This is a genomic window from Flavobacterium sp. 38 (assembly GCF_057799715.1).
On the sequence record NZ_JBYNWZ010000004.1, the window covers coordinates 490,424 to 505,394 of the forward strand.

At 32.0% G+C, this 14,971-nt stretch carries 17 protein-coding genes; 5 read left to right on the plus strand and 12 right to left on the minus strand.

Features of this window, described 5'->3' with window-relative positions; translation table 11 throughout:
- Positions 1 to 93: 93 nt before the first annotated feature.
- The 5 genes from AC3E9W_RS13525 (at position 94) to AC3E9W_RS13545 (ending at position 4,309) form a co-directional block, all read left to right on the plus strand.
- Positions 94 to 444: a hypothetical protein gene (locus AC3E9W_RS13525; RefSeq protein WP_456897315.1), complete on the plus strand. Its 351-nt coding sequence runs from the start codon at positions 94 to 96 to the stop codon at positions 442 to 444.
- Between the two features lie 288 nt (positions 445 to 732).
- Positions 733 to 1,104 carry a hypothetical protein gene (locus AC3E9W_RS13530; protein ID WP_488768758.1) on the plus strand — a complete coding sequence of 124 codons (372 nt, stop codon included), beginning with the start codon at positions 733 to 735 and terminating at the stop codon, positions 1,102 to 1,104.
- A gap of 24 nt (positions 1,105 to 1,128) precedes the next feature.
- The gene (locus AC3E9W_RS13535) at positions 1,129 to 1,920 is read left to right on the plus strand and encodes a sensor histidine kinase (RefSeq protein WP_488768759.1); all 792 of its coding nucleotides are present in this window, start codon (positions 1,129 to 1,131) and stop codon (positions 1,918 to 1,920) included.
- A 115-nt stretch (positions 1,921 to 2,035) separates the two neighbouring features.
- On the plus strand, positions 2,036 to 2,701 hold the full coding sequence (locus AC3E9W_RS13540; RefSeq protein WP_306161337.1) for a response regulator transcription factor: 666 nt from the start codon (positions 2,036 to 2,038) through the stop codon (positions 2,699 to 2,701).
- Positions 2,702 to 3,049: 348 nt separating this feature from the next.
- Positions 3,050 to 4,309, plus strand: a complete 1,260-nt coding sequence (locus AC3E9W_RS13545; RefSeq protein ID WP_306161334.1) for an asparagine synthetase B — start codon at positions 3,050 to 3,052, stop codon at positions 4,307 to 4,309.
- Here the strand turns inward: AC3E9W_RS13545 and AC3E9W_RS13550 are convergent, their stop codons facing one another.
- The 12 genes from AC3E9W_RS13550 to AC3E9W_RS13605 form a co-directional block, all read right to left on the minus strand.
- Positions 4,310 to 5,113, minus strand: a complete 804-nt coding sequence (locus tag AC3E9W_RS13550; RefSeq protein ID WP_488768760.1) for an endonuclease/exonuclease/phosphatase family protein — start codon at positions 5,111 to 5,113, stop codon at positions 4,310 to 4,312.
- Between the two features lie 68 nt (positions 5,114 to 5,181).
- Positions 5,182 to 5,349, minus strand: a complete 168-nt coding sequence (locus tag AC3E9W_RS13555) for a hypothetical protein (protein ID WP_164515346.1) — start codon at positions 5,347 to 5,349, stop codon at positions 5,182 to 5,184.
- 144 nt (positions 5,350 to 5,493) lie between these two features.
- Complete coding sequence (locus tag AC3E9W_RS13560; protein WP_456897326.1) at positions 5,494 to 6,162, minus strand: DNA-binding transcriptional response regulator; 669 nt, start codon at positions 6,160 to 6,162, stop codon at positions 5,494 to 5,496.
- An 8-nt stretch (positions 6,163 to 6,170) separates the two neighbouring features.
- Positions 6,171 to 7,814 carry an ATP-binding protein gene (locus AC3E9W_RS13565; protein ID WP_488768761.1) on the minus strand — a complete coding sequence of 548 codons (1,644 nt, stop codon included), beginning with the start codon at positions 7,812 to 7,814 and terminating at the stop codon, positions 6,171 to 6,173.
- A 143-nt stretch (positions 7,815 to 7,957) separates the two neighbouring features.
- Entirely contained in the window at positions 7,958 to 9,769 is a 1,812-nt protein-coding gene (locus tag AC3E9W_RS13570) for a tetratricopeptide repeat-containing sensor histidine kinase (RefSeq protein WP_488768762.1), read from the minus strand.
- A gap of 78 nt (positions 9,770 to 9,847) precedes the next feature.
- Positions 9,848 to 10,282: a carboxymuconolactone decarboxylase family protein gene (locus AC3E9W_RS13575; RefSeq protein WP_488768763.1), complete on the minus strand. Its 435-nt coding sequence runs from the start codon at positions 10,280 to 10,282 to the stop codon at positions 9,848 to 9,850.
- A gap of 169 nt (positions 10,283 to 10,451) precedes the next feature.
- Positions 10,452 to 11,024, minus strand: coding sequence for a Crp/Fnr family transcriptional regulator (locus AC3E9W_RS13580; protein WP_488768764.1), 573 nt, complete (start codon positions 11,022 to 11,024; stop codon positions 10,452 to 10,454).
- 135 nt (positions 11,025 to 11,159) lie between these two features.
- Positions 11,160 to 11,504, minus strand: a complete 345-nt coding sequence (rplT, locus tag AC3E9W_RS13585; RefSeq protein ID WP_035649542.1) for a 50S ribosomal protein L20 — start codon at positions 11,502 to 11,504, stop codon at positions 11,160 to 11,162.
- Between the two features lie 100 nt (positions 11,505 to 11,604).
- A complete protein-coding gene (rpmI, locus tag AC3E9W_RS13590) occupies positions 11,605 to 11,802 on the minus strand; it encodes a 50S ribosomal protein L35 (protein ID WP_026727505.1) in 198 nt (65 codons plus the stop codon).
- A 99-nt stretch (positions 11,803 to 11,901) separates the two neighbouring features.
- Positions 11,902 to 12,456, minus strand: coding sequence for a translation initiation factor IF-3 (gene infC / locus AC3E9W_RS13595; protein WP_111286002.1), 555 nt, complete (start codon positions 12,454 to 12,456; stop codon positions 11,902 to 11,904).
- A 16-nt stretch (positions 12,457 to 12,472) separates the two neighbouring features.
- A complete protein-coding gene (gene thrS / locus AC3E9W_RS13600) occupies positions 12,473 to 14,419 on the minus strand; it encodes a threonine--tRNA ligase (RefSeq protein WP_488768765.1) in 1,947 nt (648 codons plus the stop codon).
- A gap of 329 nt (positions 14,420 to 14,748) precedes the next feature.
- Positions 14,749 to 14,971 (minus strand): hypothetical protein (locus AC3E9W_RS13605; RefSeq protein WP_488768766.1); only part of this gene is annotated, 223 nt, incomplete at its 5' end.

A 14,971-nucleotide genomic window follows, 5' to 3' on the forward strand; every position in this document is an offset into this window, starting at 1 on the left:
ACGTTAATCTTCTAATAAAAATCAGTAGTTTAGCTAAACCAATTATAAACTATCAATTTTTTTTTAATTATTAACCAATAACAAATTTAAATTATGAATGAAGAAACTTTTCCAGGACCTATTCAAATTCCTGTAGCAACTGCAAATGAGTGGGAAAAAAGATTTCAAGGCGATACCACAATTGAAGATGCAAGTAAAAAAGTAAAAGCTTATTTGATACCAAGAAAAAGTCTTGAAAAAGTATTAGAGCTTGGTACGGAAGCAGTTTGGGCTTATATCGGTATTAACGATGATAAACAGAAAACGTTACTTTTTAACGGAGCCAAATTTGATGACAAAACTGGTAAATGGGTTAATGTTTACGGTATTGCTGATAAGGACGATAATTGTGAAGGCGGTGAAGAAGTTGTATACGATGGTTCACGTCCAAGTCCTCCTTTTTAATTTTTTAGACAATAAAATAAAATGATTGATTTTTTAATATATTCAGGTTATTTGATTTTATTAATTGATCTAATATTATATTCATTTAGCTTTTTCCGAAAGGAAAAAGCTAATGTTTTTTTAGTTTCTTACTTGGCATTTATTTTTTTTATACAGATTTCAATGGAGATTTTGTATTCTCTTAAAATGAATAATTTGTTTCTGGTCAATAGTTTCTTTATAGGCCAAATGATATTGTTGAGTTTGTTTTATTATTCCATTTTAAATGTTAAAGCTCAAAAGCAATTTGTGAAGATTTGGCTTGTCGTAGCTCTTCTTGCTCTGACAATACAGTTTGTTAATTCGCCAAAAGAGTTTTTAAAATTTAATCTGTTTGAAATTACATTGACCTCTCTGTCGATTGTTGTTTTTGCATTGTTGCATTTCTATAATATGCTTACTGAAAATAAAACGTATTATTATGTAAATATGGGTATAATTCTATATTTATTGTCAAGTACAGTATTGTTTATTATTGGTAATCTGACTTCAGTTTTAAATACCGAAGTGAAATATTTGAGTTGGCAGTTAAATGCATTTTTGAATGTAGTTTATTATCTTTTTATTCTTTATGAATGGAAAGTGAGCTTTTCGAAAAGAGGTTTAAAAACTAATTCGTAATTATATAACATACATAAAAAAGATATGAATGCAGGCCATATTCCTGAGAAAGAGCTCGTAGCCATAATATTATATATCTCTTTGTTTTTCATAATTGTTGCAGTAGCATTAATTATATTCTTTTATTTTTCTAGAAAAAAAATCATTCAGAAGGAACTAGAGAAAATAGATTTAATACTTCGTTATCAAAAAGAGCAATTGCACGCTATTATTGTAACGCAAGAAGAAGAGCGCAAAAGAATAGCGCAAGATCTTCATGACGATATTAGCTCAAAATTAAACATTGTTTCCTTAAACACTCATTTGCTTTCGGCACCCAATCTTACTGAAAGTGAAACGGCTGAGATTACTGAAAACATAATCAATTTAACCAACAAAGCATTAGATAATTCTAGAAAAATTGCCCACAATCTGCTACCGCCAGTTTTCGAAAAATTTGGTTTGCATGCAGGCATTGAAGAGCTGTGTGACGAGTTTGAATCTAGTAAATCGGTTAAAACCCATTATAAAAATGAAATTGATTTTGATGATAAAGACATAGACCGTCATTTGCATGTTTTTAGAATTCTCCAAGAACTTATGAATAATTCGCTTCGTCATGGAAAGGCGACACAGATATGGATTTCTTTTGCTAATATAAACGGAATAAATACTTGTGATTACCTAGATAATGGTGTTGGTTTTGATGGTTCTAATGCGGAAAATCAAAAAGGTTTAGGAATGAAAAATATTGATAGCCGTATATCATTTTTGGAAGGGACGATAGAAATTAAGTCTGAAATCAATAACGGAATTGCTGTAAACTTTACATTCTAAGTTAAATTTGTGTGTTTTGGTAGGTTTTTAGGCAATAAAATAAGGTATTTAGACTTTTTCTAAATCATATTTTGTAATTTCGATAAACCAAATTTAACGACCAAAACCAAATAGGATGAATGCTGTTATTAAAATTGCTCTAGTCGATGATGAAATTTTGTTTCGAAAAGGAATTTCTTTTTTATTACAGAGAGAAGAAAATATCGACATTATTTTCGAAGCTTCCAATGGAGATGAACTTATTTCTCTATTAGACGAAAGAGAAATTAAGCCAGATATTATAATAATGGACCTAAAGATGCCGGTCTTAAATGGTGTCGAGGCCACTAAAATAATTAAAAAGCTGTATCCTGATATTAAAATTATAGCACTAACGAGTTACGATACCAAATCGTTTATTGCAAATATGATTCAAGTTGGCGCCGTAGCCTACTTAATTAAAAACACCACTCCAAAAGATTTAATTCATACGATCAACGAAGTAGCTAAAAAAGGATTCTATTATAACGAGAATGTCTTAAAAACAATTCAAGAAACAATAGTTTCTCCTAAAAATGCAAGAGGCGGTTTAGAAACCAATTTCCTTTCGCCTCGTGAGATCGAAATTCTCCAATTAATTTGCCAGCAGAAAACTACCGCAGAAATTGCAGAACATCTTTTCTTAAGTCCGAGAACTATAGAAGGACACCGGAACAACTTATTGCTTAAAACAGAATCGCGAAATATTGCTGGTTTAGTTGTTTATGCCATCCAAAATGAATTGGCGGTTTTGACAATCTAAAAAAATTAGGCTGTCAAAAACTGAATTGACAAAACATAATACAATATGATTGTTATTACTAGGACACATAAACCTATTTTCTGAATTATATTCAGACCCTTTTGCTGGTTGTTACTTTCATTAAACTTCATAATGGTTAATTTTTTACAGCGATTAGTTTTGTGAACCTGGGATAGCAAATGTATAGAGAAAATTCTTCCAAAGTATAGGTGTTTTTACCTGTTTTTCACTTGATGTAAATCTTGTTTTTTCAAGTCTTTTTTATTTAACATTCTATTAGGTCAGAAAAGACATTGAGTGTTCTTTTTTTGTTGCAGCCTTTTATATCTTTACTAAAATAATTTTCTAATGAATAAGAGTTTATTCTACATTTTTATACTATTAGTTACGTTTAATGCAAAGGCGTCGTTTATCTTACTTCCGATGGACGAAACAACGCAGCAAAATCATTTAAAGGCATACGGAATTACTTACTGGTGTTTGAGCAGGGATTATAAAGCAAGCTGGCTCTTAAACTACCGTGGCGGTTCTTTTTTATTGCCTGATGCTGATGAAATTAGAAAAGAATGTAAAATAAGAGGAGTTAGTTTTGAAGTAATTTCAGATAGTGAACAGGCATCGATTTTAAATGATATTTCGAGTCCTTCTCAAAATATGGAATCTGTTATTTTAGAAAAAGCACCAAAAATTGCTGTGTATACGCCAAAAGGGAAACAGCCTTGGGACGATGCTGTAACTTTGGTTTTAACTTATGCTGAAATTCCTTTTACTCCAATTTATGATGAAGAAGTTCTGAGCGATCAGTTATTAATGTACGATTGGCTCCACTTGCATCATGAAGATTTTACCGGACAATATGGAAAATTTTACGCCGCTTACAAAAATACGCCTTGGTATATTGACCAGAAAAAAGATGCTGAAGCTTTAGCAGCAAAGCTAGGATATGAGAAAGTATCTCAGGAAAAAGGAGCTGTTGCAAAAAAAATTAGAGATTTTGTAATTGGCGGCGGTTTTATGTTTGCCATGTGTTCTGCTACAGATAGTTTTGATATTGCGCTTGCTGCCGATGGAGTAGATATTTGTGAAACGATGTTTGACGGAGATCCTAGCGAATCAAATTATCAATCAAAATTAAATTATAATAATTCTTTTGCCTTTAAAAACTTTACATTGGAAAGAAGACCTGAAGTTTATGAGTTTTCAGATATCGATATGACTACAAAAAGGCGAATAGTAATGGATAAGGATTACTTTACTTTAATGGAATTTTCTGCAAAATGGGATCCGATTCCGAGTATGTTATGCCAAAATCATACACAATTGGTAAAAGGTTTTATGGGGCAGACAACATCGTTTGATACTTCTTTGATAAAATCGAATATCTTGATTATGGGTACCTGCGAGTTAAACGGAGAATCGAGATATATCCATGGGGAAAAAGGGAAGGGAATGTTTACCTTTTTTGGAGGACATGATCCAGAAGACTTTCAGCATCAAGTTGGTGATCCGCCAACAGTTTTAGATTTGCATCCAAATTCGCCAGGTTACAGATTGATATTAAATAATGTTTTGTTTCCTGCTGCCAGAAAAAAGAAGCTTAAAACGTAATTAGTTTAAAGAAAATTCAAACCAGATCGGAATATGGTCGGATACTTTTCTTGCGTTTTGAAGTGAATCAAAATCTTCATACGTTTTTATAATTCCAGAATTGCTGACTTTTAGTGCAGATGTATTGTAAAAAATATTGTCGAACTCAGACGCCAGACAAATATTGTTTTTGCATTTATGCTTAAGAGTAGTTTTTTGATTTTTTAATACAGGCGAATATCCCATTTTTTTTAACGGATTAAAAACAGTGTGTTTTTCTGGACAGTTAAAATCACCTAAGAAGACGAGATTTAAATCTGGATACTCGTTTGGTAAAAACTTGAAATATTTGATTTCGGTTTCGGGTTGCTTTTTTTGTGTTATTGCGTGAAAATTGACAAGTGTGAACGTCTTTTTGTTAATTTCAAACGTGGCAAAATAAGGTTCCCGATCAATTTCTAGATTATATTTTTTCTCAAGCCAAGGTTTGTTTTTTAATTTGGCTTTGTGAGTCTTCCAAATAAAAGCATAACGCTCTGTTTTGTAACTGCTGCTAGAAGTAGGATTACTTATACTATAATCCCATTTGTTTCCTTTTTGGTTAAGTAAAGTGACAAGTTTAGCAACGGTTTGAGCTCCTCCATTTCCGGCAACAACTTCTTGAATTGCAATTATATCGTAATTAGAAATTGTTTTGGCAATATAATTTAAATGGAAATCAGATTTTGATTTTCCGAGATTTTCTATATTCCAAGAGGCAACTTTGGTCTGCGAAAAAGAAATAAATGTAATTAATAATAAGACGAGGCTAAGAGTATTTTTCATGTAAAATGTAAAGAAACTAAGATATGAATCTTCTCTTCTTGCAATAATTAAGCCTTTCTTAAAATTAATTAATGTTTTTTGTATCGATTTTTTAAGGCTGTACCGATAATTATAATTTGCAATACTAATAAAGCTGGAATAAAAATTATTTTCCAGTCAATTTCCAGCCAGCCTGTTCTTTCAGAAACAATGGCAAAACTTATCGATAAAAAAAGGCAAAGTAACATTGTTTTCATTATAATTTTATTTTGGGTAGTATTAATTTTAGACAAGATAATACTTGCTTTACTTCTTGGTTTCATTAGTCAGTTAATAGATACTCACAAATTTAGCAGAATCAAAAGTGTAATCCTTACGGAAACCCGTAAAGCCCATAAAAATTACACCAATCCGAAATCTTTTGCAATTGCAATCAAATGCACATTATTGTTTGCTTTAAAGTAAATTTTAAGCTTATTGATTCTTTTTTCGATGCTGCTTGTTCCGTTTGGTGTTATAGATAAATCTTTAAACTCCTTAGAAATACTTTCTAAAATATATCCTTGAGATAAAAGTTTTAAAATAGAAATATCGTACGATTCAATTTCAATAAGCGCTTTATCGTTAAAACTAAAAGACAGATCTGAAGAAAGAATTTTTTCTTCGTTATTAAAGGCGCTTTTAATAGCATTTCTTAACTCAGAAATACTGTTTCTTCCTTTTGTAACATAGGCGTTAATTCCTAAATCATTAAACAAAGATTTAATTCTGTAGCTTTTGTCTTCTATAGAAAAAACAATTTTTTTAATATTTGGCTGTACTTTATTGATGGCTTCAATAAGTTCGTCGCCGCTATTTAAATTTACTTTTCTATGATCAGACTTAAAAGACAAATCTGTAATCACTAAATCGTAAGGTTCTTTATCAGCCAATGCCTTTTTTACTTTGAGCAAACCCTCGTCACAATATTTCACGTGATGAATTACAGGAACTTGTAACTCTTCAAGTACTTGAACAACTGCAATGCTGATACTGTCTAGATCTTCGGCAACTAAAACTTTTTTAAACATATATGGTCTTATATTGGAAATTTGAAACTTATTTTAAAACCGCTCTCGGAATATGTGCCAAAATTAAGTGTTCCTTTTATTGTTTTAATACGGTTTTCCACATTTTGTAGTCTTTTTTCTAAAACAATATGTTTTGAGCTGATTTCGTTGCCATTATCACTATATGTTATCGAGATATTTTTTTCTTCTTTTTTAAATGTTATACTTGCTAACGAAGCATTATTTAGTGTTTTCATCTGGTCAAAAATTTCCTGAAGAACACGATAAACAGTAATTTTTTTCACTCGTTCGATTTTACACCACGAAAAAGTATGCAAACCATTTATTATTATGTTTAGGTTTTGGTTGGTATATCCAGAAATCATTTCTTTAAGCGCCTTTTCAAAATTTTCATCGGTAGCTATTTCGCTATTTTCTCGAGAAATATTTCTGGTTTTTAGATAGATATTGTTTAAATGAGATAGAAGTTTTTCTTTATTTTCTTCTTTTTCTAGATTGTAATTTTCTGTAAACAACAAAATTTTATCAATGTCTTTTTCGAGTTCAAACTGCAATTTTTCAGAAATGCGCATTTCATTCTTGAAAACTTCATTGTTTCTTTCTTTTTTTCCTTTTACAGTTATGTAAAAAAATATAAATATTAAACTTATAATACTCATTGAAATTACTATATAAGAGATATAGCTTCTATTTTTTTGCCTTTGGAGTTTTAACTCGTTTTCGGCTTTAAAATTTTTAAGTTCTAAGTTCTCATCTTTATCTTTCTGTGAATTATATATAATATTTGCGAACTGATTTTTTGCTTTTTTTCTGCTCACAATAAGACTGTCAAGCATTCTACTATAAATTTTAAAATTCTTTTTTGAGTTTGCTGCATTGTCTGCCTCAATTAGATAGCCTAACATGTTAACCTCATAGGATTTAGAGTTTGACTTTTTAGCATAGTAATACGCTTTCTCAATATTAATTTTTTTGAGCTTAGGATTATTGTATTTTTCGTAATATTTATAAAGAGCATAGTAGGAGGTAATTAGTTCATAGTCATCATTTAAAGTAAGAGCGACTTTTAGACTTTCGGTAAAGCAGTCAAAAGCTTCTTTTTTATGATTTCCAAGATAAAGGTAGGAAAGCCCCAAATTGTACAATTTAGCAGTGCGCTGAAAACCTGTGTTTGCAGGAGTAATTTTGTCCTCTATATTCAGCCAAGCTATAGGTTCTAGTAAATCAACAGCCTCCTGATATTTTCCTTCCTGCACGTAAACAAAGGCAATTTCAGATATTATACGAGATTTTCTAAATGTAGAGAAGGCCTTCTTTAATGCTTTTCTATGATAATATAATGCTTTTTCATAATCATAAGTAAAATCATAGTTGTAAGCCATAAACGTATAAGTGTTAACGGCGTATTTTACATTTGTTGTCTTATCTAAGTATGGTAAAGCTTTTACGAGTATATTTTCTACTTTATAATAGTCACCTTGTCTTTGTAAAATTTCTACCATATTATTTAGTGATTCCACGTAATAATCGGCATAGTCCTCTTTTGGCTCACATAACAATTGAGTTTTATTGAAATAAAAATAAGCGCTGTCGCCTTTTTCAACGTTTGAAAAAGCATGTGCCTTTGCCAGTGTTTTTTTTATTTGTGACAAACGGTCGATTTTGGTGTCATTTAAAGGTAGTTTTTTAGGGTCTGTAAATTTCAGAGACAAACAAAGCGCTAGAACTACCCCGCAAGCTAAAAGGCAGAAAAAGACCTTTTTTTTTGGAAAAAAGTAAAGTAGATTTTTAAACATTATACCGGAAATTTGATTAGTACTTTGAAACCTTTCCCTAAATCTGAATGAATTTTAATCCCGCCCTCAATGGAACCAATTCGATTTTCAATATTATGCAAACCATTTTTTACCGTCATTTTGTTTTTGTCAGCTCCTCTTCCATTGTCTGTGTAATTAATGATTATAAAATTGTCTAATTCCTTAAAAGTTATTCCAACCAAGCTTGCATCACTGTGTTTTTTCATATTTACAAGCAATTCCTGTATCGAACGATAAACGGCTGTTTTTTTATCTTTATTAATGTCGTTCCAAGAAATACAATCCAGACCATTTATTAAAAGATTAACTTGAGGTGTATTAAAACTAGAAATCATCTCTTTAATAGAAGAGATAAAATTTTGAGAACTCGTTTCTAGATTATTATCCTTAGAAATATTTGTTGTGCGCGAATAAATATCTTCTAATCGTTTTAATAAATGACTTCTGTTTTCTTCTGATGAAAGATTTTTGTTTTCGACAAATGCAAGTGCATGATAAATATCGTTAGCAAGCTCATCGTGTAATTTCTTGGAAATTCTGGTTTCACTTTTGTAAGTAGCTTCTATTTTTTGGCGATTTGCTCTTACAGTCAGAAAAATATAGAGAAAGACAATTAGGCAAGATGCTATTAAAATTATGATGTAAAAAGTAATATTTCTTCTTTCTTGTTTTGCTAATAGAAGTTCGTTTTTAATTTTTTGGGCACTTAATTTTAAATTTTCCTCTTGTTCCTTTTTAGAGTCATATTTAATTTTTGCAAACTGATTTTTAGCTTTTTGTCTTTCTCTATATATACTATCTGCTATTTTTATATAAACTAGTGCATTTTTTTTAGATTGAATATCTGAATTATTATTTTCTGTAATAAACTGTAAAGCAAGTAAACGGTCATCAGTATTACCAGATAATGTGTAATTTTTGTAACTTAATTTGGCGTACATCATCGATAAAGCCTTATTGTTACGATAATATTCCGTAAGATTATAATATGTTTTGCCTAAGCCATCTTCATACTTTGCTTCAGTCTTTATTTGTATACTTTTTTTGAAAAAAGCCAAAGCTTTCTCATTCTTGAGTTTGAAATAACAAATACCAATATAATCCAGTATTTTTGAATAATATATTGGATTTTGCTGTACAATTTTTTCGTTACTTATTGATGAAAATAATTGAAGTGCTTTATTGTACTGATGTTGTTTAATATAAATTGCGGCTATATTATTTTTTGCTTCGAGTTTGTTTATCCTGTCGGTATTTAAAGTAAAAGCTTTAGAATAGTAGTAAATTGCAGTTGGATAGTCATAAGTGTAATAATAGTTTCTCCCTAAAACACTATAAATGTTCCATACATAATTAGGATCTTTTACTTTATTTAAATATGGGATTGTTTCATTTGCAGTAGCAGTGCTTCCGATATAATCTTGATGGTCCTGTTGAATTTCGGACATATAATACATGCAATAAACATACTTTTTTGCATCTCTGTTCGGATTACATTTTGTTCTGGCTTTATTGTAGAAATAAAATGCGCTATCGAACTCTTTATTCTTGTAGAAATAATCAGCTGCATGTATCGCCTTTTCAATCTTGGCATTGTCATTTGTAATTTTCACAGTATTCTTTTTTTTGTTTTCACAGGCAAAAAAAACCATAAAAACTAGAAGTATATAGAGTGAAAATTGTACTCTTTTTGGTATCATGCGCCAAAAATAAAAAAACTGAGTTCCTGTGAAAGCGTATAAATACCTGTTTTTTGCAAAAAATATATTTTTTATTTTTTGGTTATTCATTTACAACAATATACAAACAACCCCTCCGGGCGAGGGGATGTTAAAGTTTGAAAATGTTGTAAAGCTTATCCTTATAAATTATTCTGCACGCATACCAGTTGTAATTGCAAGTCTATTCCATGAGTTAATAGTAATGATCGCAAGAATGATTTCAGCAAGGTATTTTTCATCAAATAATTGTGCTGCATTATGATAAACTTCATCCGAAACATGATTAGAGATAGAAGTAACTTGTTCGGTCAAAGCTAGGATTGCTTTTTCTTCTTCACTGTAGACATCAGCTTCACGCCATGCACTAATAAGATAAATTCTTTGTTCAGAAATTCCATATTTTCTAGCATCAGCAGTATGCATGTTAATACAGTATGCACAGCCATTAATTTGCGATGCACGTATTTTAATTAATTCTTTATGTTCAGGAGTTAAAGAGGTTGAAGAAATATATTTTTCTAAATTCATTAAAGCCTGATAAGCTTCTGGAGCAACTTGCGGAATAACAATTCTTGATTTCATTTTTATTTGTTTTAAAAGTTCATTACAAAGGTCAGTAATGTATACTTTCAAAAACTTGAACTACTTCAAGAAATTATTTAAGCTGCTAAGTTTATAAGTCTTTCTAAAAAAAAAATATAGGTTCCAACAACTTAGTAGCTTAGCGGCTTAGAGCCTTAGTATATTAGAACTAAACTTTCCCAGCTCTAATTTTACTCATAAATTCTGCTGAAAAATCTAAGTAGGAGGCAAGCATATATTGAGGAACGCGCTGTACAAAATCTGGCTGCTGATTTTTGAAATGATAATATCTTTCCTCTGCAGACATGGTAAACAAGAATTTAATTCGCATTTGCGCTGCGCCAAAAGCCTTTTGAGCAACAATTCTGAAATACTTTTCAAGTTTAGGAATTTGAATTAAAACAGAATCTAAAACCGATTTTTCAATAGCAATTACCTCACTGCTCTCAACAGCCTGTATATAAAAATGAGAAGGAATTTGATTAAGGTAGCTTAAATAATCAGTTATCCACCAATTTTCGATTCCAAATTGAAGCGTTTGTTCAGTCCCTTTAGAGTTGATGATATATTGTCGCATGCATCCTTTCACAATAAAATGCATCGTAGTGCATATTTGTCCTTCTTGCAAAACATGCTCTTTTTTCTTGATTTGTGAAAGACTAAGGCAAGACTCTAAAACGTCAATCTCTGAAGGTTCTAGATTGACGAACTTTTGAATATGATTGATGAGTGCGTTTTGCATTTATTAAAAATTACTTTTAGTAAATTTAATTTATTATTTGCAGACTAAGTTGCAGTAAAAACAAAAAACCATCCGACTTGTCGGATGGTTTTTTTATAATAAGTAAGTAATCTTAAATTGAGTTTATAAAACGTTTTATTTTACTTTATTAAGAATAGCTTTGAAAGCTTCTGGGTGGTTCATAGCTAAATCTGCAAGAACTTTACGGTTCAATTCGATTCCGTTAGCTTTAACTTTTCCCATGAATTGAGAATAAGACATTCCTTCTAATCTAGCTCCAGCGTTGATACGTTGAATCCATAATGAACGGAAATTTCTTTTGTTTTGTTTTCTATCGCGGTAAGCGTAGCACATTGCTTTCTCTACTGCATTCTTAGCAACTGTCCAAACGTTTTTACGTCTTCCAAAGAAACCTTTGGCTTGCTTCATTATTTTTTTTCTTCTTGCTCTTTTAGCAACTGAATTTACCGATCTTGGCATAATTTTAATGTGTTTTTGTAGCAGGCGTCCTGAATTGAATCAAAGGAACTTAAAGCCATACTTCAAGGTTATATAAATAATTTTTTAACCTAAAGAATTATTAGATAATTCTTAATTGTTGTTTGATGCTTTTCATATCTGTTTGGTGAACTAGCGCTGAGTGAGTCAAAGCTAATTTACGTTTTTTAGATTTTTTAGTCAAGATGTGACTTTTAAAAGCATGCTTTCTTTTAATCTTTCCAGAGCCAGTAACTTTAAAACGTTTCTTAGCGCTAGATTTTGTTTTCATTTTAGGCATTTTTCCTAGTGTTTTAATTTATTCTTACTTACTTATATTTTTTGTTTCAAGTTTAAAGTTTCAGGTTCAGAAGCTGAACACCGAAACTCTTAACTGAGACTATTTTTTCTTTTTAGGAGCAATGAACATAATCATTCTCTTTCCTTCCAGAACAGGCATAGCTTCAACTTTACCATGTTCTTCCAAATCTTGAGCAAGACGTAATAATAGAATCTGACCTTGATCTTTATAAATGATAGAACGTCCTTTAAAGAAAACGAAAGCTTTTAATTTAGCTCCTTCTTTCAAGAATTTTTCAGCATTCTTTCTTTTAAATTCATAATCATGCTCGTCAGTTTGAGGACCAAATCGAATTTCCTTTACAACAACTTGAGAAGATTTAGCTTTTAAAGCCTTATCTCTTTTCTTTTGTTCGTAAACAAATTTCTTGTAGTCCATAATTTTACAAACCGGTGGCTCAGCGTTTGGCGAGATTTCAACCAAATCCAACTCAAGTTGGTCAGCTAAACGTAACGCATCAGCTATTTTAAAAACCCCAGGTTCAATGTTTTCCCCTACAAGACGTACTTCTGGAACACGAATAAGATTGTTTATTCTGTGTGCATCTTTTTTTTCTACTCGAGGTTGAAAACCTCTGTTACTTTTTATTGCTATGACTTTCTAATTTAAGTTAAACTGTAAATACTTTTAATGTCTTTTTTATTTCTTCGTCTACAATCGAAGCAAATTCTTCGATAGAAACTGTGATGTTTCCTTTTCCTTCCTGCCCGTGACGACGAATTGAAATTGTTCCGTTTTTCTCTTCCTCCTCACCAACGATAAGCATAAATGGGATTTTCTGCATTTCTGCATCTCTAATTTTCTTACCGATAGTTTCATTTCGGTTGTCAATTAGGGCGCGAATTTCGTGATTTTCTAGCAAATCTAAAACTTTTTTAGCATAATTTTCGTATTTCTCGCTCAAAGACAAGATAATAGCCTGTTCAGGCATTAGCCAAAGTGGGAAATTTCCTGCTGTATGCTCTAGTAAAATTGCGATAAAACGTTCCATGGATCCAAAAGGAGCTCTGTGAATCATAACAGGTCGATGTAATTCATTATCAGCACCTTTGTAAGTTAATTCAAAACGCTCAGGCAAGTTGTAATCTACCTGAATAGTTCCTAACTGCCATTGTCTTCCCAAAGCATCTTTTACCATGAAATCCAATTTCGGACCATAAAAAGCCGCTTCGCCATATTCTACAACAGTGTTAAGACCTTTGTCTCTTGCTGCGTTGATAATAGCATTTTCTGCCTTTTCCCAGTTTTCATCTGTTCCAATGTATTTTTCTCTATCTTCCTGATCTCTTAATGAAATCTGAGCGGTAAAATTTTCAAAACCTAACGAACCAAATACATATAATACAAGGTCAATTACTTTTTTAAACTCTTCGTCCAATTGTTCAGGAGTACAGAAAATATGCGCATCATCTTGAGTAAACCCTCTAACACGAGTTAAACCATGTAATTCTCCAGACTGCTCATATCTATATACAGTACCAAATTCAGCATAACGTTTAGGTAAATCTTTATATGACCAAGGTCTTACATTGTATATTTCACAGTGGTGAGGGCAATTCATAGGTTTCAATAAAAACTCTTCACCTTCTGCAGGAGTATGAATCGGCTGAAAACTGTCAGCGCCATATTTAGCATAGTGACCAGAAGTGACATAAAGTTCCTTTTGACCAATATGCGGACTAACAACTTGTTCGTATCCAGCTTTCTTTTGTGCTTTTTTTAAGAATTGCTCCAAACGATCTCTCAAAGCCGCTCCTTTAGGTAACCATAAAGGCAAACCTTGACCCACTTTTTGAGAGAAAGCAAACAATTCAAGCTCTTTTCCTAATTTGCGGTGATCACGACGTTTTGCTTCTTCAAGAAGTTCAAGATATTCAGTTAAATCTTTTTGTTTAGGGAAAGAAGTTCCATAAACACGAGTCAACTGTTTGTTCTTCTCGTCACCTCTCCAGTAAGCGCCCGCAACACTCATGATTTTTACCGCTTTGATAATTCCAGTATTCGGAATATGTCCACCACGGCATAAATCAGTAAAAGTAGCATGATCGCAAAAAGTAATAGTTCCGTCTTCAAGATTCGAAATCAATTCAGTCTTGTAAACATTGTCTTTATACATTTCTAATGCTTCCGCCTTACTAACCGGACGCATTTTGAAATCATACTTTCCTCTTGAAATCTCAAGGATGCGATCTTCGATCTTTTTGAAATCAGCTTCAGAAATTTTCTGATCTTCAAAATCTACATCATAATAGAAACCATTAGCAATTGCAGGTCCAAGAGTTAATTTAATTCCAGGATACAATTCCTCAAGAGCTTGAGCCATTACGTGCGAAGTTGAGTGCCAGAAAGCTTTTTTACCTTCAGCATCATTCCAAGTATATAAAATAAGATTACCGTCGGTCGTTAATGGAGTCTCGGTTTCAATAGTTGTACCATTAAAAGATGCAGAAATGACATTCCTTGCAAAACCTTCGCTAATGTTTTTAGCGACCTCCATTGGAGTTACGCCCGAAGCGAACTCTCTAATTGACCCATCGGGTAAAGTAATCTTGATCATTGTTTATAATTTTGTGAATGCAAATATACATGATTACAAAAATACATACAATATATATGTAGAACTTTACTCTATTATATATAAGGGTGATTTTTCTAATCCACGACCCAATAGCTTTCCGAACCTGTCGGGTTTGTTTTTTACATAATACTATGCAAGTAGAGAACGCAGCTCAGGGGTAATTTCACGGCTAGATTATATTCATTCGTAAATAATCGGCATCAAACCCGACAGATTTCCAAAACCTGTCGGGTTTATTTATTCGCACTATATAATAGTATAATTTTCAAAATGCCAATTTTCCCTGTAGAGGCGCACCGCAGTGCGTCTCACGCAACGCTATTCAGGCAAACCAAAATATTTAAGAACAAATATCTGGCTGAGCGCAGCGAGGCCGCCAGGATTGGAATTTGGTCCCGAAGCTTCGGGATAAAAAATTGGGATTTAATAAAGATAAGGAGCCATTTCCCGCTATCCGCTGCAATCTTTTTGGGGCGAACCCCGCCCCAAAAAGGATTTCCGCTTCTATCGGGGCTAGGGGAGCCGTTTCCA

Coding starts and splice junctions, on each gene's coding strand:
- rplT (WP_035649542.1), bottom strand. CDS start 11,504: ATGCCAAGATCGGTAAATTCAGTTGCTAAAAGAGCAAGAAGAAAAAAA.
- AC3E9W_RS13570 (WP_488768762.1), bottom strand. CDS start 9,769: ATGAATAACCAAAAAATAAAAAATATATTTTTTGCAAAAAACAGGTAT.
- AC3E9W_RS13555 (WP_164515346.1), bottom strand. CDS start 5,349: ATGAAAACAATGTTACTTTGCCTTTTTTTATCGATAAGTTTTGCCATT.
- AC3E9W_RS13540 (WP_306161337.1), top strand. CDS start 2,036: ATGAATGCTGTTATTAAAATTGCTCTAGTCGATGATGAAATTTTGTTT.
- rpmI (WP_026727505.1), bottom strand. CDS start 11,802: ATGCCTAAAATGAAAACAAAATCTAGCGCTAAGAAACGTTTTAAAGTT.
- AC3E9W_RS13525 (WP_456897315.1), top strand. CDS start 94: ATGAATGAAGAAACTTTTCCAGGACCTATTCAAATTCCTGTAGCAACT.
- thrS (WP_488768765.1), bottom strand. CDS start 14,419: ATGATCAAGATTACTTTACCCGATGGGTCAATTAGAGAGTTCGCTTCG.
- AC3E9W_RS13545 (WP_306161334.1), top strand. CDS start 3,050: ATGAATAAGAGTTTATTCTACATTTTTATACTATTAGTTACGTTTAAT.
- AC3E9W_RS13560 (WP_456897326.1), bottom strand. CDS start 6,162: ATGTTTAAAAAAGTTTTAGTTGCCGAAGATCTAGACAGTATCAGCATT.
- AC3E9W_RS13575 (WP_488768763.1), bottom strand. CDS start 10,282: ATGAAATCAAGAATTGTTATTCCGCAAGTTGCTCCAGAAGCTTATCAG.
- AC3E9W_RS13550 (WP_488768760.1), bottom strand. CDS start 5,113: ATGAAAAATACTCTTAGCCTCGTCTTATTATTAATTACATTTATTTCT.
- AC3E9W_RS13580 (WP_488768764.1), bottom strand. CDS start 11,024: ATGCAAAACGCACTCATCAATCATATTCAAAAGTTCGTCAATCTAGAA.
- AC3E9W_RS13535 (WP_488768759.1), top strand. CDS start 1,129: ATGAATGCAGGCCATATTCCTGAGAAAGAGCTCGTAGCCATAATATTA.